The organism is Dactylosporangium vinaceum (assembly GCF_019904175.1).
Lineage (GTDB): Bacteria > Actinomycetota > Actinomycetes > Mycobacteriales > Micromonosporaceae > Dactylosporangium > Dactylosporangium vinaceum.
In genome coordinates this window covers 5,077,723-5,103,217 of sequence record NZ_CP061913.1, presented here as the reverse complement: position 1 = coordinate 5,103,217, position 25,495 = coordinate 5,077,723, and the positions used below count along the sequence as shown (strand labels likewise).

22 protein-coding genes are annotated in these 25,495 nt (G+C 73.2%); 10 read left to right on the top strand and 12 right to left on the bottom strand.

All coding sequences use genetic code 11. The annotated features are described in order from the left end of the window. Nucleotides 1-55: 55 nt before the first annotated feature. Nucleotides 56-208, top strand: a complete 153-nt coding sequence (locus Dvina_RS22805; protein ID WP_223104494.1) for a hypothetical protein — start codon at nucleotides 56-58, stop codon at nucleotides 206-208. Here the strand turns inward: Dvina_RS22805 and Dvina_RS22800 are convergent. Further along, nucleotides 198-1,202, bottom strand: a complete 1,005-nt coding sequence (locus tag Dvina_RS22800; protein WP_223104493.1) for a hypothetical protein — start codon at nucleotides 1,200-1,202, stop codon at nucleotides 198-200. The two genes, Dvina_RS22805 and Dvina_RS22800, sit on opposite strands and share 11 nt — an antisense overlap. A 48-nt stretch (nucleotides 1,203-1,250) precedes the next feature. Between Dvina_RS22800 and Dvina_RS22795 the strand changes: the two genes are divergently transcribed. The 5 genes from Dvina_RS22795 (at nucleotide 1,251) to Dvina_RS22775 (ending at nucleotide 9,165) form a co-directional block, all read left to right on the top strand. Further along, entirely contained in the window at nucleotides 1,251-4,502 is a 3,252-nt protein-coding gene (locus Dvina_RS22795) for a type 2 lanthipeptide synthetase LanM family protein (RefSeq protein ID WP_223104492.1), read from the top strand. 85 nt (nucleotides 4,503-4,587) lie between these two features. After that, on the top strand, nucleotides 4,588-4,851 hold the full coding sequence (locus tag Dvina_RS22790) for a mersacidin/lichenicidin family type 2 lantibiotic (protein ID WP_223104491.1): 264 nt from the start codon (nucleotides 4,588-4,590) through the stop codon (nucleotides 4,849-4,851). A gap of 80 nt (nucleotides 4,852-4,931) precedes the next feature. Next, entirely contained in the window at nucleotides 4,932-6,797 is a 1,866-nt protein-coding gene (locus Dvina_RS22785; protein ID WP_380031943.1) for an ABC transporter ATP-binding protein, read from the top strand. 539 nt (nucleotides 6,798-7,336) lie between these two features. Further along, nucleotides 7,337-7,690, top strand: coding sequence for a hypothetical protein (locus tag Dvina_RS22780; RefSeq protein WP_223104489.1), 354 nt, complete (start codon nucleotides 7,337-7,339; stop codon nucleotides 7,688-7,690). Further along, complete coding sequence (locus Dvina_RS22775; RefSeq protein ID WP_223104488.1) at nucleotides 7,687-9,165, top strand: sensor histidine kinase; 1,479 nt, start codon at nucleotides 7,687-7,689, stop codon at nucleotides 9,163-9,165. Before Dvina_RS22780 ends, Dvina_RS22775 begins: the two co-directional genes overlap by 4 nt. Before the next feature lie 253 nt (nucleotides 9,166-9,418). On the opposite strand, the gene Dvina_RS22770 is transcribed toward Dvina_RS22775, so the two are convergent. The 3 genes from Dvina_RS22770 to Dvina_RS22760 form a co-directional block, all read right to left on the bottom strand. Next, complete coding sequence (locus tag Dvina_RS22770) at nucleotides 9,419-10,420, bottom strand: HEAT repeat domain-containing protein (protein WP_223104487.1); 1,002 nt, start codon at nucleotides 10,418-10,420, stop codon at nucleotides 9,419-9,421. Nucleotides 10,421-10,442: 22 nt separating this feature from the next. Then, on the bottom strand, nucleotides 10,443-11,033 hold the full coding sequence (locus tag Dvina_RS22765; RefSeq protein ID WP_246656574.1) for a HEAT repeat domain-containing protein: 591 nt from the start codon (nucleotides 11,031-11,033) through the stop codon (nucleotides 10,443-10,445). A 208-nt stretch (nucleotides 11,034-11,241) separates the two neighbouring features. Further along, nucleotides 11,242-12,096, bottom strand: coding sequence for an alpha/beta fold hydrolase (locus tag Dvina_RS22760; RefSeq protein ID WP_246656379.1), 855 nt, complete (start codon nucleotides 12,094-12,096; stop codon nucleotides 11,242-11,244). Nucleotides 12,097-12,120: 24 nt separating this feature from the next. Between Dvina_RS22760 and Dvina_RS22755 the strand changes: the two genes are divergently transcribed. Further along, the gene (locus tag Dvina_RS22755) at nucleotides 12,121-13,689 is read left to right on the top strand and encodes a leucine-rich repeat domain-containing protein (RefSeq protein ID WP_223104486.1); all 1,569 of its coding nucleotides are present in this window, start codon (nucleotides 12,121-12,123) and stop codon (nucleotides 13,687-13,689) included. Here the strand turns inward: Dvina_RS22755 and Dvina_RS22750 are convergent. Next, on the bottom strand, nucleotides 13,643-14,683 hold the full coding sequence (locus Dvina_RS22750) for an FAD-dependent oxidoreductase (RefSeq protein WP_223104485.1): 1,041 nt from the start codon (nucleotides 14,681-14,683) through the stop codon (nucleotides 13,643-13,645). The genes Dvina_RS22755 and Dvina_RS22750 overlap by 47 nt on opposite strands. Before the next feature lie 80 nt (nucleotides 14,684-14,763). On the opposite strand from Dvina_RS22750, the gene Dvina_RS22745 reads away from it, so the two are divergent. Further along, nucleotides 14,764-15,231, top strand: coding sequence for a MarR family winged helix-turn-helix transcriptional regulator (locus Dvina_RS22745; protein ID WP_223104484.1), 468 nt, complete (start codon nucleotides 14,764-14,766; stop codon nucleotides 15,229-15,231). Nucleotides 15,232-15,312: 81 nt separating this feature from the next. On the opposite strand, the gene Dvina_RS22740 is transcribed toward Dvina_RS22745, so the two are convergent. Together Dvina_RS22740 and Dvina_RS22735 are read right to left on the bottom strand one after the other, a co-directional pair. Then, complete coding sequence (locus Dvina_RS22740; RefSeq protein WP_223104483.1) at nucleotides 15,313-16,302, bottom strand: hypothetical protein; 990 nt, start codon at nucleotides 16,300-16,302, stop codon at nucleotides 15,313-15,315. Then, on the bottom strand, nucleotides 16,299-16,805 hold the full coding sequence (locus tag Dvina_RS22735; protein ID WP_223104482.1) for a SigE family RNA polymerase sigma factor: 507 nt from the start codon (nucleotides 16,803-16,805) through the stop codon (nucleotides 16,299-16,301). The genes Dvina_RS22740 and Dvina_RS22735 overlap by 4 nt, the downstream gene beginning before the upstream one ends. 267 nt (nucleotides 16,806-17,072) lie before the next feature. Between Dvina_RS22735 and Dvina_RS22730 the strand changes: the two genes are divergently transcribed. Beyond that, entirely contained in the window at nucleotides 17,073-17,492 is a 420-nt protein-coding gene (locus Dvina_RS22730) for a hypothetical protein (protein WP_223104481.1), read from the top strand. A gap of 60 nt (nucleotides 17,493-17,552) precedes the next feature. Here the strand turns inward: Dvina_RS22730 and Dvina_RS22725 are convergent, their stop codons facing one another. From Dvina_RS22725 to Dvina_RS22710, 4 genes are all read right to left on the bottom strand, one after another. Next, nucleotides 17,553-18,749 (bottom strand): hypothetical protein, encoded by a 1,197-nt coding sequence (locus Dvina_RS22725; RefSeq protein WP_223104480.1) that lies wholly within the window; start codon nucleotides 18,747-18,749, stop codon nucleotides 17,553-17,555. Continuing rightward, nucleotides 18,746-19,249: a SigE family RNA polymerase sigma factor gene (locus tag Dvina_RS22720; RefSeq protein ID WP_223104479.1), complete on the bottom strand. Its 504-nt coding sequence runs from the start codon at nucleotides 19,247-19,249 to the stop codon at nucleotides 18,746-18,748. The genes Dvina_RS22725 and Dvina_RS22720 overlap by 4 nt, the downstream gene beginning before the upstream one ends. A gap of 209 nt (nucleotides 19,250-19,458) precedes the next feature. Further along, the gene (locus Dvina_RS22715) at nucleotides 19,459-20,166 is read right to left on the bottom strand and encodes a Clp protease N-terminal domain-containing protein (protein ID WP_223104478.1); all 708 of its coding nucleotides are present in this window, start codon (nucleotides 20,164-20,166) and stop codon (nucleotides 19,459-19,461) included. Next, entirely contained in the window at nucleotides 20,166-20,384 is a 219-nt protein-coding gene (locus tag Dvina_RS22710) for an ECF-type sigma factor (RefSeq protein WP_223104477.1), read from the bottom strand. The genes Dvina_RS22715 and Dvina_RS22710 overlap by 1 nt, the downstream gene beginning before the upstream one ends. A gap of 162 nt (nucleotides 20,385-20,546) precedes the next feature. On the opposite strand from Dvina_RS22710, the gene Dvina_RS22705 reads away from it, so the two are divergent. Then, entirely contained in the window at nucleotides 20,547-22,253 is a 1,707-nt protein-coding gene (locus tag Dvina_RS22705) for a substrate-binding domain-containing protein (protein WP_223104476.1), read from the top strand. A gap of 49 nt (nucleotides 22,254-22,302) precedes the next feature. On the opposite strand, the gene Dvina_RS22700 is transcribed toward Dvina_RS22705, so the two are convergent. After that, entirely contained in the window at nucleotides 22,303-25,428 is a 3,126-nt protein-coding gene (locus tag Dvina_RS22700) for a GH92 family glycosyl hydrolase (protein WP_223104475.1), read from the bottom strand. Nucleotides 25,429-25,495 lie beyond the last annotated feature (67 nt).

The window sequence follows — 25,495 nt, the reverse complement described above, 5'->3', positions numbered from 1 at the left end:
CTCGTCAGGCGTCCGGGGCGGGGCGATGTCGGCCGGCGCAGGTGTCGATGCGGTCGTGGACGAGCTGCTCCGTAGCGGCGATGACGGCCGGCTTGATGGTGACGGCGGAGGCCCACAGGGTGTGCTCGCGGCGGTGCGGATCGCGCGGGTCGGCACGCTTCCGGTGAGGTTTTCGCCGCTCGTCGTCGCCTCGCCCGTTACCGGCTGAGCCGGTCCAGGACCCGGTGGGCCAGCGCGACGGCCGCGTCCCGGTCCACGGGTGGCATGGGCGCGGCCATCCCCAAGCGCTCGGCGGTGCCACGCGCCAGCTGCGGGTCGCCGAATGCGTTGTGGTGCGCCGCCCGCAGGACCGGCTCGGCCAGGTCGGCCCGGCCAACCCGCAGCAGGCTGTCGGCCAGCGCCGCGCGCCATCGCAGTGGGGTCAGCGCCGAGGCGTACGGGCCGCCGAGAATGTCCTGCCGGGTCAGCAGCCCGGTCGCAAGCCCCACCACCGGCTCCGTCTCGCCGAGGTCGGCCAGCCGGGCCGTGTAGTGGATCAGCCGCAGGAACGCCAGGTGTACGGCCGGCCGGGGGCCGGAGTCGAGCGTGGCCGTGGGTGGCGGGGCCTGAATTTCGGGCGCGGCCAGCCAGAGGGCCTCGGCGGCATGGTGCGGCCCGCCTCTGGCCGCCTCCGGGTAGCGGGCGAGCAGGCCGTTGGCCGCCTCGACCAGCCGGTCGGGCCGCCCCAGCCGCCAGAGCAGCTTGCAGGTGTCGATGATGTGGGCGTCGCGTGCGGCCTTGCGGACCGGCAGGCCCGCCTCGTCGAGCCGACGCACCTGTGCGGCGGAGATGCTCAGCCCGGGCAGCTCCAGGTCGAGGCCGGCGGCCAGCCGGGCCAGGGCGTCCAGTCCGCGCAGGGCCCGGTCCGGGTCGGGGCCGTAGCCGTCCAGCCGTAGCAGATTGATCTGCGGCTGCAGGGCATACAGCAGATACACCGGGTCGCGGGCCTCTCGGCGCAGCGCATAGCTGATCTCCTCGTGGGAGATGTGCCGGGCCAGGTCGGCCTCACCGGCCCGGAAGACGGCCAGGGCGATCAGGTTGGCCGCGACGAACAGGCCCTCGTCGTCCGGCGGCCGGGACAGCAGGCTTTCCACCCAGGAGAGGGCGACGATGCCGGCCGGCGGGCGGGCCTCGTCGGCCAGGAAACCGAGCCACGGCGCCATGCGGTCAGAGGGTAACGCAGTCGCCGGGCGGTGCGGTACCTTCCGCGCATGACCGAGACAGTCACCGCGCCCGATGTGTCCGATGTGGACTGGGCCCGGGCGCTCACGCTGGCCGAGCGGGTGTGCCTCGAGTTGAACACTGCGCAGCCGCCGGTGCCTGGCGGCGACGACGCGCGCGCCGCGCGCCGTCTGGCCCGCTGGCGTGACGCGCACCGGCTGGGCGACGGCGACGGCTTCGACAATCTGCTGCGCAACGTCCCCGGCGGCGCCGACGGCCTGCTGGCGCTGCTGGCGGAGCCCGCGGCCGGGCTGGCCGGGCGGGCGGGCGAACCGCCGGCGTGGTGGCTGGAGGTCTGCGCCGCCACGGCCGCCGCGAAGCCGGCGAACCCGGCCGCCGCGGATCATCCCGACCACCCGGGCCACTCGGCGCATGCGGCCCGGCCGGCCGCTGCGGAGCACGACGGAGACTGGCGACACGCGTTCGCGGTGATCCTCGCGCCGGTGGCGCACCGCGCCCTCACCGAGCTGGCCCGGCGGCTGCGCGGAGACCCTGAGGTCGGCCGGGGCGTGGCGGTGCGGCCGGTGCTGACGTCGTTCCTCGGCGCGCTCAACGGCGTGCTCGTCTCGCTGGCCACGCGCACGCTCATCCTGGAACTCAACGTTCTGCGGGAGCTTGGCCGCCTGGACGGCGACACTCCCGCGGGCCGGTTCGCCTCGTTCGTCGGGCAGTTCACCGGGCCCGACGCCCAGCGGGCCTTCTACGCCGAGTATCCGGTGCTGGCCCGGCTGCTGGTGCGCCGGGCCGAGCTGACCACCGACGCGACCTGGGAGCTGCTGCGGCGCTGGGCCGCCGACCGCGACCTGATCCGTGATGGGCTGTTCGGCGGCACGGACCCCGGAGAGCTGACGGCGGTCGGCGCCGGCGCAGGCGACCCGCACCGCGACGGGCGTTCGGTGACGGTGCTGACCTTCGCCGGTGGCGGGCAGGTGGTCTACAAGCCGCGGCCGCAGGGCGCGCACCTCGGCGCCAACGCGCTGCTGCAGTGGCTGTCCGGCCGAATCGGTCTGGAGCTGCGCACGCTCACGGTACTGGACCGCGGCGGCTACGGCTGGCTGGAGTTCGCCCGGCACGCCGGCTGTGCGAGCGCCGAGGAGGTGACCCGGTACTACCGGCGGCTCGGCGCGCAGATGGCCCTGCTGCACGCGGTCAACGGTACCGACTTCCATTTCGAGAACCTCATCGCGTGCGGCGAGCAGCCCGTGCTCGTCGACCTGGAGGCGCTGTTCCACCAGCCGCCCCCGGTCGCGCCGGGCAGCTCCGCGGCCCTGGACCCCGCGGTCCGGGAGCTTGAGCTGTCGGTGATGCGGACCGGCCTGCTGCCGATGCTCGTCTCCAACGACCAAGGGGCCGTCGACATCAGCGGCCTGGGCGGCGACCCTCGGGACACCTCGCCCTACGCCACGGCCACCTGGGACGACGGCGGCACCGACACGATGCGGGTCGTCCGCGCCAACCTGCCGTTCGCGGGCGCGCAGAACCGCCCGTCGCTCGACGGGACCCCAGCGGACCTGCTGAGGTACATCCCGGCGCTGCTGTCCGGCTTCCGCGACGCCTACCGCGCGTTCGAGCAGGGACGCGACGAGCTGACTGCGCCGGGCGGGCCGCTGGCCGTCTTCGAAGCCGCCGAGGTGCGGATGGTCCTGCGCGCGACGCAGACATACACGACGCTGCTGCAGGAGGGCACGCATCCGGACCTGCTGCGCGACGCGCTGGACCGGGATCGGCACCTGTCGTACCTGTGGGCGATCTCCTCCGGCGTCCCCGGGCTGGCTTCGGTCGTGCCGTTCGAGCTGGCCGACCTGTGGTCGGGCGACGTGCCGCTGTTCACGTCGGAGCCCGGCTCGAGGGACCTGGTGACCAGCCACGGCGTGCGGCTCGCCGGCTTCTACGCCGAGTCGGGGCTGGACCGCGTCCGCGCGAAGCTGGCCGCCTTCGGCGAACGCGACCTGGCCCGCCAGACGTGGACGATCCGCGCCGCGCTGCAGACCCGCGCGGCGGTCCTGACAGTGGCGCCCGCGGTTCCCGCCACCGAACCCACTGCTGCCGAGCCGGCCTTCGCAGCCGACGGCGGGCCGTTGGCCGTCGCCACCCGGATCGCCGAGCGGCTCCTGGCCACCGCCTGCGAGGACGGCGACCGGGTGAGCTGGCTGGGGCTGGAGATGGCCGGCGAGCAGGCGTGGCGGATCGGCGCACCGGGCTGGAACCTGTATTCGGGCTCGTCCGGGATCGCGGTGTTCCTCGCCGCCGCCGCCGGCCTCACCGGCCGCGCGGAGTTCGGTGAGTTCGCGCGGCGGGCCCGGTGGTGGCTGCCGGCGGTGCTCGACGACCTGGAGTCGGCCGCGCCCGACCGGCTGGCCGGCCAGGCTGGTCTGCACGGGTTCGCCGGCCTTCCCGGGCTGGCCTACGCCCTGTTGCACATGGGTGAGACCGCGGCGGTCGAGCGGCTCGTCCGGCTCAGCGGCCACCTGCTGCGAAACGAAGCCGCCCTGGACGTGATGGGCGGGGCCGCCGGGACGATCGGGTGCCTGCTGGCGGTGCACGCCGCGACCGGGCTGGCCGAGCCGCTGGAGGTGGCCCGCCGCGGCGGCGAGCTACTCGTCGCCACCGCGCAGCCGGCCGGGGACGGCCTGGCCTGGCCAACGTTCACCGAGTCATCGCAGCCACTGGCCGGCTTCTCTCACGGGGCCGGCGGGGTCGGCTGGGCGCTGCTGCGGCTCGGCGCGGCCACCGGCGAGGACCGGTTCGTCACCGCTGGTCTGGCCGGGTTCGCCTACGAGCGCTCACAGTACCGGCCCGAGCTCGGCAACTGGCCCGATCTGCGCGCCGGTGCGGCCACCGCGCCGGGCCAGATGTTCGCGTGGTGTCACGGGGCGCCCGGCATCGGGCTCGCCCGCGCCGACACGGTGGGCCTCACCACCGACATCGCCGCCGCCGAGGATCTGGAGCTGGCGCTGGCCGCCACGGTCGCGGGCGGCTTCGGGCGCAGCCACAGCCTGTGCCACGGCGACCTCGGCAACCTGGAGCTCCTGCTCGCCGTGGCCAACCCCGACACGGACACGGTGAGCGCCGCGGTGCTCGCCTCAATCGCGCGAACCGGCCCCCGGTGCGGCACCCCGGGCGAGGTCGAGACTCCGGGGCTCATGTGTGGCCTCGCCGGCATCGGATATGGCCTGCTTCGCTTATATGCGCCCGATTCTGTACCCTCCCTGCTCCTGATGCGGCCGCCCGCAGGACGGTAGTCGGCACGACCAAGGACTGCTAACCTCTGTCGATGTCCGGCATTGGGCCGCAAGCGCACACCCGACGTGGAAAGGCAGAAGGCCGATGAACGACGTCATCCGGGCCTGGAAAGACGAGGACTACCGGGCCCAGATCGGGGCCGATCTGAGCACCCACCCAGCTGGAACCATCGACCTCGCCGCGGCCAGCATCTCCCCGGTGCAGACCACACCCACCGCGACGGACTGCCCGACCCACACGCCAAGCTGCGAATGGGTGCCGTCCAACTGCAGCATCTGCTCCGCGACGACGTGCTACGAGGCCGTCGACGCCATCGTCTGGGACGAGCCCGTCCTGGCCGTCGCCTGACCCGCCGGCCTGACCGGCCGCACGCCGTGACTTCATCGCCGACAGGCGTTCCTGTCGCTGCGCTCCCCGAACTGCGGGAGATGTGGTGGGAGAGCGGCGTACGCGCGCGGGCCCAGACCGGTGTGCTCACCCTGTTCGCCGAGCTGCCCCGCCTGCTCATGACCGCGCTGCGGCTGAGCTGGCGGGCGGACCGCCTGCGCACCATCGTGATCGCCGTGACGACCGTCGGCGGCGGGGTATTGACCGCCTTCGGGCTGCTGGCCACGCGGCAGATCCTGGTCGAGCTCTTCGCCGGCGGCCCGACGCCACAACGGGTCTCGGCGGCGCTGCCTGCGCTCGCCGCCCTCGCCGGCGCCACCGCCCTGCGCGCCGGCCTCGGCCTCGCCGGCGGCTACGCGCAGAACACGCTCGCTCCGCGGGTGGACCGCGAGGTCGAACGCACACTGTTCGACGTCACCACTGTGGTCCGGCTCGACGCCTTCGACACCGCCGAGTTCGCCGACGACATGGAGCGGGCCTTCCGCGGTATCGATGCCGCGGTGGCCGTCGTGCAGGGAGCCATGAACCTGCTGGCGGGGTTGGTCGGACTCCTGGCCGTCGCGGCGGCGGTCGTCATCATCCACCCGCTGCTGCTCTTGGGGCTGCTGGTCGCAACCGTGCCTGGCGCATGGGCATCGCTGCGAGCCGGGCACCAGCGCCATCAGACCTACATCGCCGGGTCCGTCCGCCGCCGGCGGCTGGGCCTGCTGCACCGGCTGATGGCCGGGCGCGACGCCGCCGCCGAGCTACGCTCCTACCGGCTGCGCCCGTTCCTGCTGGACCAGTACGACCGGGTCATGAAGGCCGAGACCAGCATCCAGCTCGCCCTCGCCCGGCGGGTCACCGCGACCACCGCCGCGGGGTCGGTCATCGGCGGCCTCGCGACTGCCGGCGTCTACACGCTGCTCGGCGTGCTGCTGCTGCGCGGGCAGATCCCGATCGCCGCCGCCGCGACCTGCGTCCTGGCCGTGCAGGCCGCCCAGCGCGCCCTCGCCGCCATCGCCCTGCTGATCGACCGGCTCTACAGCGACGGGCAGCACTTCAGCGACTACACGGGATTCATGACCCGTGCGTCGCAGTTCCTACCGGCAGCCGAAACCGAGCGACTCGTTGAGAAGCCCGATCGGCTGCGCAGACTCGACGTGTCCGGCGTCAGCCTCGCCTACCCCGACCGGGACACCCTCGCCGTCGACCACATCACGCTCACCATCCACGCCGGACAGACCATCGCATTCGTCGGCGAGAACGGCTCCGGCAAGACCACCCTCGCCTCGATGATCGCCGGGCTGCGCCAGCCCGGCACCGGGGCCATCTCGTGGAACGGCCGCCCGCTGGACGAGTGGGACCCCGACGGGCTGCACGCGCGGATCGCGGTGGTCACCCAGCAGTACCACCGATGGCCCTTCACCGCCGCCACCAACATCGCCATCGGCGACATCACCGTCGAACCCGACCAGCAACGCATCGAGACCGCCGCCGGCCTCGCCGCCGCCCACACCATGATCCTCGCGCTGCCACACGGCTACGAGACCCTGCTGGACCGCACGTTCGCCGAGGGTCAGGACCTGTCAGGCGGCCAGTGGCAGCGCATCACGGCCGCCCGCGGGCTCCTGCGCACCGCCGACCTGCTCATCCTGGACGAGCCGTCCTCCGCACTGGACCCCCGCGCCGAGCACGCGCTCTTCCAGGCCATCCGCAATCGGCACGGCGACACCACCACACTGCTCATCACCCACCGCCTGGCCAACGTCCGCCACGCCGACCACATCTACGTCCTGCACCAGGGCCGCATCGTCGAGGACGGCGACCACGACAGCCTCATCGAGTCCGGCGGCCGTTACGCCGAACTGTTCCACCTCCAGGCCGCCGGCTACCTGCCCGGCGGCGCCCGGGAAAGGCCCGCCTGATCCGACCTCCAGCGCGATACGTCGGCGAGAAACGCCGCCCCCGCCCGCTCCTCGGCAGATATCGCCAACCAGCCACCGGCACCGGGTTCGGCCGGCAGTTGCGGCTCAGTTCACCCGACGGGCAGCTCGTGAAGATCAACCAGCTGGATCGCCGCCGGCACTCCTGACCCGGCCGCGCATGGCGGGTCGGCCGGGCCGACCGGGCCGGTGGAGCCCGAGCCGGTCCGGACGGGGCCCGGCCGGCCGGCCGTGTGTCCAGCGACCTGTCCCAGCCCGGGGCCGCGGCGGCTGGGTGATGGCCGGCGCCTGACCGTGGCGCAAGTTCGCCCGGCCTCGGGGAGCGGCACCGTTCCGGCCCGTCCACGATGTGCTCGCCCGCATCGGTGATGTCAGCGCGCCGCCACTCGCAGCGGCATCCGGGAGGAGGCGCCGTTTTGTCACTTCCGCTCGGGCCAGATGCTACAAAATGAGGTGTTGGAGTGTGACCGATCAGGCCGCGCAAACAACTGCCGCCTGCGCGTAATGACAGGAGTGGATCCATGCCCCTGCTCCTCGTCATCGACGAGCGGCCGGCCACCGTGCCGTTCATCGTCGCGCTGCCGCGCTCGGGCGGGCGCAAGGGCACTGTGCACAGCAAAGCCGGAGCGCGGGATGTCGCGGCCCGCTCCCCCGTGAATCCGGTCGTCGTCATGTCCGCCGGGGCGCGGCTCGCCCGCGGTGCGGTCGATCCGGACCGCCACGCCGTCAGCAGGCCCCTCCACCTGCGACGATCTGCTCGGCGCGAGCAGCGGGCGGTCGCGCCGCAGGCCGTAGCGAGCCGGGCGGGGATCGGTGACCGCTTCGCCGCGTGCGTCGGCGGAGGCGATGAGCACTCGTGCACCGGCCGTCGGTGACCACGGACACCGGGCCGGAGCGCCGGCTGCGGGCGCTTGTCGACAACCTGCCGGCGTTGTGCGCGTACTGGGACCGGGACCTGCACAATGTGGTGGCCAATGGTCCGTATCTGCGGTGGTTCGGTGTCACGCCCGAGCAGATGGTTGGCATGCACATCCGCGACGTGCTCGGCGAGGCCGTCTACGCCAAGAATTTGCCGTACATCACCGGCGTCCTGGCCGGTCGGGAGCAGTTGTTCGAACGTACGCTCATCGACTCGGACGGCGTCACCCACCACACCCAGGCCTCGTACGTGCCGGACGTCGTCGACGGGACCGTAGCCGGGTTCTTCGTGCTGGTTACTGACGTCACACCGCGGGTCGAGGCCGAGCGGGCCCTCGCCGAGGCGCAGCGCCTGGCCGAGCTGGGCAGCTGGCAGCTGGACCTGCGGACCCGCGGATTGACCTGGTCGGCGGAGGTGTACCAGATCGCCGGCGTCGATGCCGAAACCTTCGAACCCGGCGTCGACAACTACCTGAGCCTGGTCGAGCCCGACGACCGCGACCGGCTCCGGCAGGCCTTCACGGCGGCGGCCGAGGGTGGCCTCGGCTACGACATCGAGTATCGGCTCCGGCGTTCAGACGGCGACGTCCGTGACATCCAGGGCCGCGGGAACCCCATCACCGACGGCGCCGGGACGGTGATCGGTCTGCGCGGCACCGTCCAGGACGTCACCACCGCCCGCCGCGCCGCCCGAGAACTGGCCCGCATGAACCAGGAGCTCGCCGAGGCCAACCAGTTGCAGGCCGACATCATCGGCATGCTCGGCCATGACCTCCGTCAGCCGCTCACCAGCCTGCTGTGCTACCTCGACGAGCTCGCCACCGGCTGGGAGGACACGCCGGACTTTGTCAAGCAGGTCGACCTGCGACGCGCCGACGCCGCGGCTCGCCGGGTCGCCGCCATGATCGAGGACGTCCTCGTCATGGCCAGCATCGACGCCGGCTCCCTGCCCTGCCGGCCGGCCCCGACCCGGCTGGCCGACGTGCTGGCCGAGACCGCCGAGCAGGCGGCCGACGGCGTCCCGGTCGGTATCGACACCGATCCGGCCGTGCGGGTCCTCGTCGACCCGTTCCACCTGCGGCAGATCCTCGCAAACCTCATCGGCAACGCCGTCAAGTACGGCCGGCCGCCGATCGGCGTGGTCGCCGCCCCGCAGGGAACGGTGGTCAAGGTGGACGTCTACGACCACGGCGAGGGGGTGCCCGACGACTTCGTGCCCCGGCTGTTCGACCGGTTCACCCGCGCCACTACCGGCATCGCCAGCCGCAAGCCGGGCACCGGCTTCGGGCTGTACATCGTGCGGCAGCTCGCCCTGGCCAACCATGGCACCCTCAGCTACCGACCCCACCAGCCGCACGGGGCCTGCTTCACCCTCAGCCTGCCTGCCGCCGACGCCCTGGCCCACGCCGAGGACCGGCCGCCGCACCAGTGAAGGACGAGCAGCGGCCGTCGGGCCGGGCGAACACCTGGCCTACCGCCGACGTTCGTGACGCGACCTCGACCAGCAGCCGTGCGGCCGTCACCGCCGAGGCGTCAGCGGAGCGCGGCGTGGTGCCGGCACGCTGGCCGGAGCCGGTGGTGAGGGTGAGAGACCTCTTTCGTACCCGTGCCGAACACCGTCGAGGCCGGCGTCACCCTGACGGCTTCCGCGCGCAGACCACCCCTCCATCCCTACGACCCCTCCCTCACCGCGCTCGAAGGCTGAGGACGTACGCCGCGGTGACCGCCACCCCGCGGTCCTCGTCGGCGGCCAGGGCGGTCAGGGCGCTCGTCGCGGTGGGGCCGGGAATGTCGGCCAGGGCCTGCGTCAGGCGGCGGCGAGCGGACGGGTCCGCGGCGCTGCGGGCGACCTCCCCGCTGATCGCGGACGCGATGTGCTCGGCCAGGTCGGGCGCGGCGGCCAGGCCGGACAGCGCGTCGGACGCCTCCACGTCGTTCACCTCGTCGACGACCATCGCGATGAGCGTCGGGATGGTCGCCGGTTCGCCGCGCGGGCCCAGCGCCAGGGCGGCGTAGCGGCGCACGGCCAGGTCGTCGTTCGTCAGGGCGGTGCGCAGGGCGCCGGCCGCGGCCGCGGGTGGGAACTCGGCGATGCACTGGGCGGCGCGGCGGCGGACGTCGGTGGCCGGGGAGTCGAGGGCGGCGCTCAGCAGCGCGAGGGCCGCGTCGCCGGACTGGGCCAGGGCCCAGCGCAGCGAGCCGGCCACGACCGGGTCGCTCTCGTGCAGGGCGGCCTCGACCAGGGCCTCCACCGGCATCTCGTCGGTGGAGGCCGAGGACAGGGCGGCGCGCTGGCGGCGGCCCGCGCTGTCCGAGCCGAGGGCCTGCAGCAGGGCGATGATCTGCAGGACGTCGGCCCAGTCGGCGGGCCCGGCCGCGCCGACCTGCCCGAGCCGGGTCAGCAGCTCCTGCTCGCGGGCGATGCGGTCGCGGGTCTGGCGGATGAGGTCGTCGACAAGCGCGGCCGGTGTGAAGGCGGGGTCGTCGAGCGCGCGCTTGACGTCCTTGAGCGACAGGCCCAGCGACCGCAGGCTCTCGATGTGGAAGATCCGCCGGATGTCCTCGTCGGAGTACTCCCGGTAGCCCGCCCCGCTGCGCCCCGTCGGCCGGACCAGGCCCAGCTGGTCGTAGTGGCGGAGCATGCGGGCGCTCACCCCGGAGCGCCGGGCCACGTCTCCGATCAGCACCTGCGTGTCACCCCGTCCCGAGTCAGTGCTGCGGCCCGAGCGCGTCGACCCGCTTGGCCTCGTTGATCGCCAGCTCGAAGCCCGCGTCCGGGTCGTGCAGCAGCCGCTCGGTCGCGAGGGCGTGCCGGCGCACCCGCGCATCGCCGGCGGCCTGCGCGGCCCGCACCGCCGGGAGGATTGTCTCACCGAGCCCGGCCAGCGCCCGGCTGAGGCTCAGCTGCAGCTCCCGGTCGCCCCGCCCCAACTGGCTCACCAGGCGCCGGGCCAGCTCCGGCTCCGCGCCCTCGGGCACGAGGGCGACGGCGGCCCGCCAGGCGGCCCGGGCGACCTCGTCGTCGGCGCAGGCCAGCAGCTCCGGCGTGATCGCCGGCCACGCCGCCCGGTCGCCGATCTTCGAGAGCGTGTGCAGTGCCTGGCTGCGGGCCTGCGACCGGTCCGAGCGCAGCTCGGCGACGAGCCGCGGCACGGTCAGGTCGGCCGGGTGGCGGATAAGCGCCCACGTGAGCATCTCGCGCACGTAGAAGTCGGGCTCGACGGCGCACCGCTCGATGAGCCGGTCGACGTACGCGGGGTCGGGCGCGGTCCCGACGGCCAGCGCCGCCCGGACCCGCATCGAAGGATTACCGTGCTCCAGGGCCTGTATCGCGTTTCCCACGCCCTCGAGTCAACGGCTTGTCACCGTGTCAAGGTCAAGGGGAGCCGGCGAGAAAACCGCGGCAAGGTCAAGCGGAGCCGGCGAGAAAACCGCGGCAAGGTCAAGCGAAGCCGACGAGCAGACCGTGGCGCGGTCAGGCGGAGCCGGCGAAGAGACCGCGTCGAGGTCAAGCGGAGGCGACGAGGAATCCGCGAAGCCATTCGAGCGCCGCGGCACCCTGGCGCATCGCCGTGATGTGCCCGGCGTCCGGGACGATCCGCAGCTGCGCGCCCGGGATCCGCTGCGCCAGCCAGGTGCTGTGCGACGCCGGCACCATCCGGTCGATCGCCCCGTGCACCAGCAGCACCGGGCGGCTGATCACCGCCGGGTCGAAGCCCCAGGCCCCCGCGCTCGCCAGGTCGTCGTCGATCAGGCCGCCCGGCCCCATCACCAGCGCCGGCGGCACGATCTGGTCGAACCACGCCCAGTCCGTCTCCAGCGCCTCCCAGTCCGCCGCCTGGAAGCCGATGTCCTCCTCGCCGGTGGCCGCGCCCAGCGCGCGCTCCTTGGCCGCGCGGCCCTCCCGGGCGGCCCGCAGGGAGTCGGCGGCGCCGTCGGCCATCCCCGCGTACCAGTCGAAGCCCTCAGCCGTCGACGGCTCGAACGGTGCCAGGCCGGAGATGCCCACCGCCGCCACCACCCGCTCCGGCAGCAGCGCGGCGCAGGCCAGCGCGTGCGCGCCGCCGCCCGAGTGCCCCATCACGGCGAACCGCTCCACCCCGGCCGCGTCGGCGACCGCGGCCACGTCGCCGGCGACGTCGGCGATGCTGCGGCCCGCCGCCGGCGTCGACGCGCCGTAGCCCGGCCGGGAGTGCGACAGGAAGCGCAGGCCCAGCCGCTCGGCCGCGTCGAACAGCGGCACCGGCGGCTCGCCGATGTTGGGCGTGCCGTGGTGCCAGTAGACGACCGCCCCGTCGCCGCCGGTGTCGTACGCGTGCAGCAGCCGCCCGTCGCCGAGCTCCACCCCGAACTCCGTGGTCACGCGACCGAGCCTAGCCTTCGTGGTGTGCGCCGATCGATCGACAGGCTCATCGCCGCCGTCCGGGCGGGCGGCGAGCCGGTCCTGGACCTGTCCGGGCGGCGGCTGCGCGGGCTGCCGGAGCCGGTCCGCGAGCTCACCGGGCTGACGGGCCTGAAGCTGACCGGGTGCCGGCTCGCCGAGCTGCCGGGCTGGCTGGAGGAGCTGACCGCCCTCACCGAGCTGGACCTGGACGACAACCGGTTCACCGACTTCCCGGGTGTGGTCGCGCTCCTGCCCAACCTGCGGGTGCTGCGGCTGTGGGGCAACGGTCTCGCCCGCCTGCCGGGCACGGTCGGCCTGCTCACGACGCTCGTCCGCCTGGACCTGGCCGGCAACCGGCTCGACGCGCTGCCGCCGGCCATCGGCAACCTCACGCGGCTCGTCGAGCTGCGGCTGTCGGGCAACCGGCTGACCGAGCTGCCGGACACGATCGGCGACCTTGCCGCGCTGACCCGCCTGGAGGTGGCCTCCAACCGGCTCGGCGCGCTGCCGGCGACCATCGGGAAGCTGACCCGGCTCACCGATCTGCTCCTCGGCGGCAACGAGCTGCGGGCAGTACCCGAGACGCTCCGGCATGTAACGAAGTTGGAGCTGGACCACAACCGGCTCGTGCGGTTGCCGGACTCGATCGGGGACGTGGCCGGGCTGCGAGAGCTCCGGCTGTCGAGCAACGAGCTGGCCGAGCTGCCGTCGTCGGTGGGGAGGCTCGCCGGGCTGGCCGTGCTGGAGCTGGCCCAGAACCGGCTCACGCGGCTGCCGGAGTCGATCGGGGACCTGGCCGCGCTGGAGACGCTCGACGTGGCGCACAACCGGTTGACCGCGCTGCCGGCGACGATCGGCGGGCTGGCCGGCCTCACCGAGCTGCGGGCGCAGGGCAATCGGCTCAGCGCGCTGCCGCCGGCCATCGGCCACTGCACCCGGCTGACCCGGCTCGCGCTCTGGGGCAACGAGCTGGCGGACCTGCCCGAGACCATGGGGGCGCTCACCGGGCTCACCGAGCTGCTGGTGGCGGCCAACCGTCTCACGACACTTGGCGGATGGCTGGGCGGGCTCACGAACCTCACGCAGCTCGACCTGGCCGGCAATCAGCTCGCCGAACTGCCGGCCGCGCTGCGCGGCCTCACCGGTCTCACCTGGCTGTTCCTCGACCACAACCGGCTCACCGCGCTGCCGGACTGGCTCGGCGAGCTCACCGCGCTCACCGCGGTCCGGGCGAGCCACAACCAGCTGACCGCCCTGCCCGCGAGCATCGGCAACCTGGTCCACCTCACCCAGCTCGACCTGGGCGCCAACCGGCTCGCCGACCTGCCCGCCCCGGCCCGCCGGCTCACGGCCCTCACCGGCCTGTCGCTGTGCGAGAACCGGTTCGCCCGGCTGCCCGGCTGGTTCGGTGAGCTGGCCGCCCTGCAGACCCTCGACCTGCGCGACAACCAGCTCACCGAGCTGCCCGGATCGTTCACCGGCCTCACCGGCCTGACCTTCCTCGACGTCTCCGGCAACCCGCTCGTCACGCCCCCGCCGAACGCGCCGCCGCCCCCGCCGATGATGCGTTGAACCAGGCCGCGAACCGGGCCGTGAACAGGTCGGCGCCCTTGCGCTCGACGACCACCGCGGGCGTGGCCGCCGCGACCCCGCCACCGGGCACCGGCAGCTGACCGACCCCGCCGCGGGTGCCGAGCGGCAGCAGGATCCGCCGCTCGGGCGACGGCGTGTAGACCGTGCGGTCGCCGAGGATGTTCCGGGCCGCGATCTCGGCGTGGATCATCGCGTAGGACGCCATCTTCGGATCGGGCAGCGCGGCGACGTCACCTATCGCATGCACGTGCTCATGTCCGGGCAACTGCAGAAGCTCCGTCACGTGTACCGTCCCGTGCGCAGTCGGCCGCGCGAGGCGCCCGTCGGCCAGGTATCCGGTGTCGACCCGCACCCCGTGCGCCCGGAACGTGAGGTCGGCGGCGCCGGGCTCCGGGCGCAGTGCGATGCCGAGCGCGTCCAGCTGCCGGTGCAGCGCGGCCCGCACCTCCGGCAGGAACCCGGGCAGCAGCGGCCCGCCGCGGTCGACGACGACCACGGACTTGTCCGGCCACACCTCCTTGATCTCCCCGGCCAGCTCCAGCCCGACCGGCCCGGCCCCGATGATCTGCACCCGGGCCGCCGCGGCCAGCTCCCGGTGCGTCACGCGCAGGTCGTCGAGCTGCTGGGCGATGCTCGTCGACGTGTCGCGGGGCTTGGCCGGGTACGGGTACCCGGACCCGGTGGCCAGCACCAGGTGATCGGCCTCGACCCGCCCGCCCGAGGCCAGCGTGACGCCCCGCGGGTCGACCGAAACCGCGCGGTCGCGCAGGACCCGGCCCCGATCGAGCAGCGCGCCGTACGGGAAGAAGGCGTTCGGCGCCCAGTCCGGCCGGGTCAGCGCACGCAGCTGCGCGGCGGCGTTGACGAACCCCTCCCTCGGATCGATGAGCGTGACGTCGGCCTCGGCGTCGAGCAGCTTGGCGGCGAGGGCGCCCCCGTACCCGCCGCCGATCACCACGACAGTGCTTCGCATTGGCCCTCCAGCATTCGAGTTGACGTGTCAACTCTAGGCCGCCGCGAGTTGATGCGTCAACTCGGCGGTACGATGCCGTCATGGAACCCGAGGAGTGGGCGCTCTGGAACGACTGGATGCACGCCCAGCGGCTGCTGATCCGCGAACTGGACGGACTCCTGCAGCGCGACTACGGCATCTCCAAGGCGGAGTTCAGCGTGCTCGTGTCGCTCCAGCGCGCCGACGGCGGCCGGCTGCGGGTCGGCGAGCTGGCCGAATCCCTCGACTGGGACAAGAGCCGGGTCGCGCACCAGCTCACCCGGATGGAGCACCGCGAGCTCGTGGAGCGCACGACCGACGCCGCCGGCCGGCGGACCGGCATCGGCCTGACGGCCAAGGGCCGCAGCATCGTCGAGCAGGCCGTCGTGGGTCATGGCCAGAACATTCGGCGGTACTTCTTCGAGCCCGCCACCCCCGAGCAGTCCGCCGCCATCCACGCCTGGAGCCGTCAGCTGATCGACCGCATCGAGAACCGGAGCACCGACGGGCCGCCATCGGTGCTCCGGTAGGCCGGGGCGCTGCGGGCCGGACACGTCCCGGCCGGCGCCGGCCCCACGAGGCCGCGAGCCGGCGGACCGCGGCGGCGGAGCTCAGCCCACGGCCCGGCGGGGCCAGGTGGCGGGGTCGTTCAGGTCCGGGCTCGGGGTGAGGCGGGTGGCGTACCAGCCGGCCTCGTCCGGGGTGAACCAGTCGGCCGGGCCCGACTCGTAGTTGCTCACGTACAGGTCGATGCCGGCGAAGTCGGTGATCCACAGGCCGTTCGCGAACGCGCCGGAGCCGCTGCGCCACATCGCGGGGCGGCCGGCCACCTCGCGGTCCGCGGCGAACGCCGACGGGCCGGCGGTCGCGCCCTGGTCGCTGTCGGCCCAGATGAACACCGTGCGGTCGTCGGCGCGGCGCAGCGTCAGACCGGAGTACACCCACAGCGACGCCGCACCCGGTGACCGGCGGATCGCCGTCTGGCACTCGGTCCAGCGGCCGCCCGCGGGCAGCTCGGACAGGTGGATCGGCATCACGCAGCGCTGGGTCGCGCCCAGCCGGACGGCGTCGGCGACCTTCGGCAGCAGGTCCCGGTCGGCCGAGCCGAGCACCGTCAGGCCCTCGACACCGCCGCGCTGCCAGCGCAGGTTGCGGGTCGAGCCCCCGTTGGCCATCGAGTTGAAGTCGTCGGCCCGCGCGGCCGAGCCGGTGAGCCAGATGGTGACGATCGGCTTGCGCTCGTCGTCCTGGCCGACGAACCGCTCGTAGCCGTCGCCGGACACCCACTCGGTGACGGTGATGCGATCGGTCAATGTGGACGGGAGCCGGCCCAGATCGACATCGAAGTGCAGCAGCCCGCGGTCGCTGCCGATCGCGGCGTCGGCGCCCCCGGGCGCGGCCGGCAGCGTCGTGCCGGTCGAGCGCCCCGTGAACGGCACGAGCACGAGCAACGCGACGATCGCGGCGGTACCGACGACGAGCCGGCGCCGCCGGATGCGCTTCCCGCGCCGGGTGGCCCGCTCGGCCAGCCCGCCCGGCGCCGACGCCTTCGCAGCCCGGTCGGCCAGCACGTCCGCGATCCGCGTCTCGAGGTCGGTCATGAGGTCGTCGCCTCCTGGTAAGCGGCGCGCAGGCGGTGCAGCGCCCGCATCGCGTGGGTACGGACGGTGACCGCACTGCAGTCGAGAATCCGGGCGATCGTGGTGTCGTCGAGGTCCTCGTAATAGCGCAGGACGACGACGGCCCGCTGCTGCTCGGGCAGGGCCCGGATCAGCCGCCACAGCGCGTCCCGCTCGGCCGCCCCGGTGTCGAGGGCCGCCGAGTCGTCGCCGTTGACGAACATCAACCTGGGCTCGTCGACATCGACGATGTCGACGACCTCACGATTGCGCAGCCGCCGCCACCACGAGCGGGAGGCGTTGAGGACCAGCCGCCGCAGGTACACGTCCGGGTCGTCGCCGCGCCGGATACGGCCCCAGCGCAGGTACGCCTTGGTCAGCGCATCCTGCACCAGGTCCTCGGCCCGATGCTGGTCGCCGGTCAGCAGCGCCGCGAACCGCACGAGCGCCGGCCCGCGCGCGGCCACGTACTCCTCGAACGTCACACCACTGAGAGTCCCCGCCCCGCCCCCCGTGTTGACCGCCCGCCGGAAACTTTTCCGCACCACCCACCCGGCCCGCCGGCCCCACCCACCGGCGCCGCCCCGCAGCCGTGCCGGAGCCCGCCGGCGAGCCGGCAGGCGTCCGCGCCGGACCCACGACGTCCGCCCCGGATGCGGGCGGCGGTGGTGGCACGTTTCCGGGATTCAACCCCTACGGGATCCCCGTAACGTTCTTCTCAACAGCGACAACGACTTCCAGGGGAGCGCACGATGAGCGACTACGACATGGGCGACACGGGCCACGACGTGGACTACGGCCACTACGAGGCGGGTGAGCAGCACGACGGTCTGGACCAGCTGCACCAGGCGCACGGCAGCGAGGCCGACGCGCAGTCGCAGTTCGGGGTCTACGAGAACGACCACCACGCGCAGGAGTCGACCGACTTCTCGCAGGGTCACCACGTCGAGTACGACCAGCCGGCCGCCGTGCACTACGAGTCGGACGACTACACCAACTACAGCCACGACGCGTCGGTGGACGACCACGTCTTCGCCGCCGAGGGCAGCGAGTCCTCGCACCAGGCCGAGTTCGGCGAGCTCGACGCCCTCCAGCAGCGCTTCGACGCCTCCTTCGCCTCGGGCACCGAGTTTCACGGCGGCGAGGGCCAGCTGGGCGTCGCCTCCAACTAGCACCACCGGCTCACCCCTGGCTCAAGGCCGGCCACCGTTGGTGGCCGGCCTTCGCCGCGTCTACCCGCAGTTCCAGCGGTACGCCGCGCGCGCGTCACCATCGCCGACCGCGTAGCCGACGATCGTGCCGTCACCCGCGGCCCCGGCGATCTCGACCTGGGTGCTGCCCTCGGGCAGGGACAGCCGCGTGACGCCGGCGTCGGACCACACCGCGGCGTGGTCGTGCAAGTTGACCACCACCCGGCCGTCCGGCAGCAGGCCCGCGGCGCCCATGAACGGATGCCCCGCCTCCACCACCTTCACCTCGCCGGTGCGCAGGTTCCAGCGGACCCACGTGGGCTCGCCCCGGCCGACCCGCCGCCCGCTGGGCAGCGTGACGGTGGCGGCCGTGTAGTTGACGGCGCCGTCGGCCCAGTCGCCCACGATCCGCGCCGCGTTCCCGCCGGGCTTGCCGGCCGGGACCGGCAGGGGCGCACCGGTGCCGTCGGGCTTCCACAGGTACGGCGTGGCGCCGTTGCCGACGTTGCCGACGATCCGCCCGTCCGCCGCGATGCCGTACGCGGCCGACTGGCCACCGGCGACGCCGCCGCTGGGCGTGGCCAGCAGCTGCGGCTGGCTCCACTGGTGGTATCGCCAGACCACGGCCCGGAACCGGTTGCCGGGCATGCGGGCGTCACCGACGACGTCGCCGGCGTCGTTGATCGCGCCGGCCCGCACGTTCAGCGCACCCGCCGGCAGGCCGAGGCGGGTCGACGTGTCGTTCTCGACGACGTACCCGTCCATGTCGGCGGTGCTGGTGACGTTGCCGACGATCACGCCGCTGCCGTTGATGCCGGACGGCATGAGCCCCTTGGTCACCCGCAACGTGCGCGGTCCCTTCGGGCCGACGAGCGTCAGGCTGCCGTCGAACGCTTCCGGGGTACCCACGAGATATTGCCCTGAGGCATCGACAGCGATGCCCACCGGCCGGTCGAGCCCGGCGATGCGGACCGGCTCGCACGCCGGCGCCGCCGAGCGGGACGGCGCAGCGGACGGCGCGGACTGGGCCGGCGCCGGAGCCGGGCGAACCGGATCGGCCCCGGCCGCGGCCAGCGCGACACCACCGGCGACCAGCACCACGGCGACGGCCGCGGCCCCCACGGTCACGGCCCGGCGCCGGCGCACCCGGGCCCGGCCGCCGGCGATGACGGCGTCGAGCGCCACCCGGCTCTCGGGAACATCCTCACGAACGAGCATGGCGAACGGGTTCGAAGTCATGCCGCCACCTCCGCATTGGTGCCGATCTGGCGCCGGAGCGCTTCGAGTCCTCGGTTCGTGTGCGCCTTGACCGTGCCCTCGGCCAGCCCGAGCAGGGCGGCGACCTCCAGCACCGGCAGGTCGCACAGGAACCGCAGCACGAGCACTGTCCGTTGCCGTTCGGGCAGTTTGCGCAGCGCCGCCCGCAGGAGCATCCGCTGCTCGACCTCGGGGTCCGCCGACGCGACGGGCACGTCCGGCGTCGCCGGTGACAGCCGCACCCACGCCAGCCAGCGCCGCCTGTCGCGCAGGGACTCGCGCACGACCATCGTGTGCACGTATCCGTCGAGGTTCTCGATCTCGTGCACCCGTCCCCACCGCGCATAGAGCACGGTCAGCGTCGTCTGCACCGCGTCGTCGGCCCGGTCACGGTCGCCCAACAGGTGGTACGCGACGCGGTACAGCGCCTGTTTTCGGTTCGCGACATACTGCGCGAAGTCTCGCTCACTGTCCGGGCGCACCTGATGGGTTCCCCTCTCGCTGGCCGATCCACCCTGTTTGAGCCGAGCCGCCCCGAAAGGGTTTACCTCCGCCCGGGACTTTGTGCCGCCGTGCCCCGGACCACGGCGCTCAGGAGCCGGCGGGCAAGGGCCAGCGGTCAGGAGCCGACGGGCAAGGGCCGGCGATCAGCAATCGGCCGGTCAGGAGTCGGCCGGTCAGGAGTCGGCGGTCAGCGGGCGATGAGGGCGGCCAGGGCCGAGCCGGCGGTCACGGTGCGGCCGGTCGTGTGCTGGTAGCGGCGGATCATGTCGCGGATGCGGGCGGGGCGGCCCAGGTGGCGGTCGGCGCGCAGCAGCGGGTTGCGGCGCGGCGGCGGGAAGGCGGCGGCCAGCGCGGCCAGGAGAGGCCCGGCGTCCACCGCGGCAGTACGCAGCGTCCAGGCGGCGCCCGGGTCCAGGGCGACGAGCGCCAGGGCCAGGTGCTCGGGGCGGTGGTCGCGTTCGCGGCGGGCCAGGGACAGGCGCAGCGACGCCTCGATCGCGGCCTGGGCGTCCAGGCCCAGCGGCGGGTCGAGGCGGGCGCAGTGGCGGCGGGCCCTGGCGGCGCCGATGGGCAGCAGCGGCTCGCGAAGCGGCGGGCGGTCGAGCACGGCCGGGCTCAGGCGGCCCAGGAGGCGCTCGACGTCGACGGCCAGCGGGGCCAGGGTCTCGCGGTCCGCGGCGGCGCCGGCGCCCAGTGGTGCGGCCCGGGCCACCGCGCGGCGCAGCGCCTCCGCGGTGGCGCCGTGGCGGTGCAGGACGGCGGCGGCCGGGTGGTCGGCCGCGCTCAGGGACAGCAGCAGATGCTCGCTGCCGGTGCGCGGGTGGTGCAGCCCGCGGGCCAGCCGCAGGGCCCGGCCGATGGTCCCGTGCAGGTCGGGGTGGTCGCCGCGGAACATCAGGTCTCCTCGAGCCGGCGGTACTTGCGGTGGACCGTCTGTTTCGTCACGCCCAGACGGGAGGCGATCTCGTGCCAGGACCGCCCGGCGCGCCGGGCCGCGGCGACGTGCTCGGCCTCGAGCTGCTCCAGCAGGCGGCGCAGGCGGGCCACGGCCTCCAGCGCGGTGTCGGGGTCGGTGCTGTGCACCACGCGGTCGAGGTCGGCGGCGGCGGTCATGTCGTCAGCATATGCTGACGGCCCCGGGGCGTCAACACATGCTGACGATTCCCGACTGTTCACCGAGCGCATATCCGGCGTATGGGCGGCGCTCACGATCGCCGGTAGGCGGGTGGGCCACCGTGCCGGACGGTGCACTGCCGGATGAGCGGGGGGATGCACGTGAGGCGTCGCGGAGTGGCGTTCGCCGTCGCGTTGGCGGTGGGGCTGGCCGGGCTCGTCGGGCCGGGTGAGCCCGCGGCCGCGGCGGTGTACGTGCCGATCGCCGGTGGCGGGTCGACAATGGCGTACAACGCGTTCCGCGCCTGGATCGGCGACGTTGCGCAGTACGGGATGCGCGTCGACTACGAGCGCAGCGGCTCCGCCGTCGGCCGGGCGAAGTACCGCAATGGGCTGCTGGACTTCGCGGTGTCGGACACGCCGTACGGGCTCCAGGACGGCACCAGCTCCGACCCGCCGCCGGACCGCGGGTTCGGGTACATGCCCGTCACCGCGGGCGGGACGGCGTTCATGTACAACCTGACGATCGGCGGGCAGCGGGTCACCGATCTGCGGCTGTCCGGCGAGAACGTGGCGAAGATCTTCACGGGGCGGCTGACCCGGTGGAACGATCCGGCGATCGCGGCCGACAACCCGCGCCTCGCCCTGCCGGACACCCCGATCGTGCCGGTGGTGCGGACCGACGCGGACGGGTCGACGTATGCGCTGACGCGGTGGATGTCGGTGCGGCACGGGCAGTACTGGACGGCCTACTGCGCCACCACGGGGCGCAGTCCGTGCACACCCACCCAGTCGTACCCGGTGCTGGGCGGCTCGGCGATGGTCGGGCAGCCCGGCGACCTGGGCGTGTCCGGATACGTCAGCCAACCCGCCGCGAACGGGGCGATCGGCTACGTCCAGTACTCCTACGCGCTGCAGGCCGGGTTCCCGGTGGCGAAGCTGCTCAATGCGGCCGGCTACTACACCGAGCCGACCGCCGGCCACGTCGGCGTCTCACTGGGCGCCGCGGCCGTCGACCCGGCCACCGGTATCGCGAACCTCGACCCGGTGTACCGCAACCCGGACCCGCGCACCTATGAGCTCTCCGGCTACGCGTACGCGATCCTGCCGACCGACAACGCCTACGGATTCACGAACGCCAAGGGGTACACCCTCGGCGCCTTCGGCAGTTATGCGCTGTGCCAGGGACAGCGCGAGCTGGCCCGGCTCGGCTATGCGCCGCTGCCGGCGAGCCAGGTCCGGGCCGGCTACGCGCAGTTGCAGAAGGTGCCCGGCGCCCAGCTCACCGCGGCCGCTGACGAGTTCGCCGCCGGGTGTCCCACGGTGCCCGACCCGGCCGGCGACCCGATGCCGGCCGCGTGCGACAGGCTGGGGCCGACGCAGTGCCTCGGCGTCGGCGGCGAGCCGCAGAGCGTGACCGGACGCGAGACGATCCAGGTGAACGTCGAGCCTGAGGAGGGCGTCTTCACGATGACCGTCGAAGGAGGCCCGGTCGTGATGAGCACCGCGGTCCTGCGCGCCGACCACACCTTCGAGTCGACCGGCCGGCTGGGTGTGGTGACGATCGACGACGGGCGCGACCAGACCCGGCCCGGCTGGAGCGTCTCCGGCCAGGTCGGCGACTTCACCAGCGGCGCCGACACGTTCAGCGGCGGCTACCTCGGCTGGACGCCGAGGGTCGTCGTCCCGAACGCGGCCGGCGACGCGACCGCGGGGCCGGGCGGCGCGATCAACGCCGGCGGCGCGCTGGGCACCGGCGGGCTGGGCACGACAGTGCTCGGCGCCGACCTGACCCTGAAGGTGCCCTCGAGCACGCGGCCCGGCCGGTACTCGGCCACGCTCACCATCACCGCGATCGCCTACCGGTGACGCCGAACGGGGGACGGCCGCGACGGCCGTCCCCCGGTTCGCCTGACGCTTACGCGTACGCCTCCAGCTCGTAGATGCGGGCCGCCCCGTCCGTGGTCTGGGTCGGGGTGATGACGTTGAGCCGCACGTAGCGGGCCGTGACGTTCACCGCGTGCGTGGTCACGTCCGCGGTGTTGCCGCGGGGTGAGGCCACCGTCGTCCAGGTGCTGCCGTCGGCCGACGTCTGCAGGTCGAAGTCCTTCGTGTCCCAGGACGCCGACTCGCCGCCCGCGCCCGCGTGGCGGACCACGATCGAGCTCAGGTGGTTTGACGCGCCCATGTCGACCTGGAGGAACTTCGAGGCGCCGGTCGAGCACCACTTGTCGGAGTTGCCGCCGGAGACGGAGCCGTTGACCGCCTTCTCCGGGCCCTCGGTCGAGGCGCAGGAGGAGTCGGCCGTGGCCGCCTTGTTGAGCAGGAGGTTGCCGCCGGTCGCGGCGCCGTAGACCTCGAACTCGTAGATGCGCGCGGCGGTGTTGCCGTCGTTGGCCGGCGTGGTGATGTCGACCTTCACGTAGCGGGCGGTCCGGGCCGTGAACTGGTTGAGGGTCCGGCTGGTGCGGTTGCCCGAGACCGTGGCCGCCGTGCTCCAGTTGGTGCCGTCGGTGCTCGTCGAGATCGTGAAGGCGCCGGTGTTCCAGCCGGTGTTCTCCGCACCGAGGCCCGCGTGCTTCAGGACCACGGCGCCGACGCTCTGGTTGGAGCCGAGGTCGACCTGCAGGAACTTGGTGGCCGCGGACGAGCAGAACTTCGAGTTGTTCTGCAACGTACCGTCGACGGCCTTGTCGGCACTTTCAGCGGCGGCGCAGGTCGCCGAGCCGGTGGCCGTCTTGCCCAGGGCCAGGTTGGTGCCCAGGTTCGGCGGCGTGGCCGGCTGCGTGGCACCGTCGGTGAAGGACGGAGGCACGTCACCGGCGCCGGTGCCCCACGACGACGGCGACGTGCCCATCGTGTAGGTGAGCGTGCCGCCGGCGGCCAGGTCGGGGTACCGGATGAAGTTCTTCGACACCGCGCTGCCGTTGAGCGAGACGCTCTGCACGTACTGCGAGGTCGCGCTGCCGCCGTTGATGGTGACGTTGCCGCCGGGCCGCTGGATCAGGATCGACGAGAACGACGGGCCGTTGATGGCCAGCGTGTCCGCGCCCGGGGTGGCCGGGTACATGCCGAGCGCCGACCAGACGTACCAGGCCGAGGTGGCACCCAGGTCGTCGTTGCCGGGCAGGCCGCCGGCGCCGGTGGTGAACTGCTCGCTCATGACGCGGCGCACCGCCGAGGACGCGCCGGCCGGGTACTGCGCGAAGTTGTACGCCCACGGCACGCCGTGCTCGGGCTCGTTGCCGAGGTAGAAGTACGGCCGGGACAGGCCGGCGTTGAGCTCGGTGAAGTGGTGGTCGAGGCGCTGCTTGGCCGTCTGCGGTCCACCCATCAGGTTGATCAGCGCGCCGAAGTTGTAGGTGGTCATCCACGTGTACTGCGCGGCGTTGCCCTCGGTGAACGGGCTCTCCTGGGCCGGGTTGAGCGGCCAGGGCCAGGTGCCGTCGCTGTTGCGCGGGTGGATGAACTGCGACTCGGTGTTGAACGTGTTGCGCCAGTACTGCGCGCGGGTCATCGCCGAGTTGTAGGTCGCCGTGTCGCCGAGCGACTGGGCGAACTTGGCGATCGCGAAGTCCGAGGCCGAGTACTCCATCGAGTCCGAGGGCGCCCCGGAGATGTACTTCTTCGACTCGTACTCCGCCTCGCGCCCGCGGATCGGCGAGCCCTGGGCACCGGCGCCGGCGACCGCGTTCTTCATCAGCTGCAGCGCGGCGGCGGTGTCGAAGTCGCGGGCGCCGAACGCATACGCGCTGCCGACGATGATCGGGCCCGGGTCACCGGTCATGACGAAGTCCTCGTTGGTCTGCTGCGACCACTTGGGCAGCAGGCCGCCCTGCTGGCCGTCGAGGACCATCGACTTCATGATGTCGCTGGTGATGTCAGGGGCGATGAACGCGACGAGCGCGGCCCACGAGCGGTAGATGTCCCAGCCCGAGTAGTTCTGGTACACGTTGTGGGTCGCGGTGTGGATCGCGTTGTCGAAGCCGCGGTACTGCCCGTTGGTGTCGCTGGAGACGTTCGGGCTCTGCAGCACGTGGTAGAGCGACGTGTAGAACTTCTGCAGGTCGGTGGCGCTGCCGCCGCTGACCTGGATCTTGTTCAGCGCGCTGTTCCAGGCGTTGCCGGCGTTGGTCCGCGCGGTGTCGAACCCGGCCGTCTCGGCGGTGAGGTTCGCCGTCGCGTTGGCGGCGCTGACGAACGAGACGCCGATCTGGGCGTTGACCGTCGCGTTGGACGTGGTGTCCCAGGTGAAGAAGCCGCCGGTGTTGACGCCGGAGGTGCTCGTCGAGCCGTTGCTGATTGTCGAGCCGTTCCAGGTGCCGACGGAGGCCGGGGCCCGGTCGAACCTGATGGAGAAGTAGATCGGGTAGGTCTTCGACGAGCCGCAGAACCCGCCGGCCGTCACCATGCCGGTGGCGGTGCTGCCGGAGATGCTGATGTTGCCGGTCCGGTTGCCGGTGGCGCTGCGGCTGGTGTTGATGAGCAGCCGGGACTGGGTGTTGGACGGGAAGGTCAGGCGCATGACGCCGGTGCGGGTGGTCGTGGTCGTCTCGACGTTCGTCGAGTACTTGTCCAGCCGGTTCTTGTAGTAGCCGGCCTGAGCGACCTCGTTGGTCTTCGTGTACGCGGACGCGTAGCTTGTCCACGCGGTGCCGGGCGAGGAGCCGAGCGCGCCGGTGACCGGCAGCAGGCCGATGTCCTCGTTGTTCGCGCAGCCGGCGCCGTCGAAGTGGGTGAGGCTGAACTCCTCGATCGTGCGGTCCTTGTCGCGGTACCCGGAGGGCGAGGCCGTCGGGGTGTCCGGGCTGAACTGCAGCATGCCGAAGGGAACGGTGGCACCGGGGTAGGTGCTACCGCCCGCGCCGCCGCCGACCGGGTTCGGCGAGTTGCTGTCGTCGGTGCCGATCAGCGGGTTCACGTATTGGGTCAGGTTCAGGTCGGCGGCCTGGGCGGGGGCCGCGAACTGCACGACGGCGAGGGTGCTGCCCAGGAGGGCGGCCCCCGCGCCGGCGAGTAGCCGGTCGACCAAGGGTCGGGGCATGGTGTCTCCCGTTCGATGGCGGTGAGGACGGGAGAGCGCTCTCGAAGGACATTCATAGTCCCTGATC